Origin of the sequence: Rhodovulum sp. PH10 (assembly GCF_000293785.1) — a bacterium.
Taxonomy (GTDB): Bacteria; Pseudomonadota; Alphaproteobacteria; order Rhizobiales; family Xanthobacteraceae; genus Rhodoplanes.
Genome location: NZ_AKZI01000244.1, coordinates 1 through 369, shown reverse-complemented (window position 1 = coordinate 369; position 369 = coordinate 1). Strand labels below are relative to the sequence as shown.

Annotated in this window: 1 protein-coding gene; it reads left to right on the top strand. The window is 65.6% G+C overall.

Annotated elements, in window-relative coordinates:
• The coding region (locus A33M_RS21815) for an NAD-dependent epimerase/dehydratase family protein (protein ID WP_040622697.1) at positions 1–369 on the top strand (369 nt) is incomplete at both ends.

The following is a 369-nucleotide window of genomic DNA, read 5'->3' as shown; positions in this document are numbered from 1 at the left end:
CGTGCACGGCGCGATCAACATGCTCGGCCTCGCCAAGCGCTTGCGGGCGAGGCTCCTCCAGGCCTCGACCTCGGAAGTCTATGGCGACCCCGAGATCCACCCGCAGCGCGAGGACTACTGGGGCCGGGTCAACCCGATCGGCACCCGGAGCTGCTACGACGAGGGCAAGCGCTGCGCCGAGACCCTGATGTTCGACTACCACCGCCAGCACGCACTGGAGATCAAGGTGGTGCGCATCTTCAACACCTATGGCCCGCGCATGCACCCGAACGACGGACGGGTGGTGTCGAACTTCATCGTCCAGGCGCTGAAGGGCGAGGACATCACCATTTACGGCGACGGCCGGCAGACCCGCTCGTTCTGCTATGT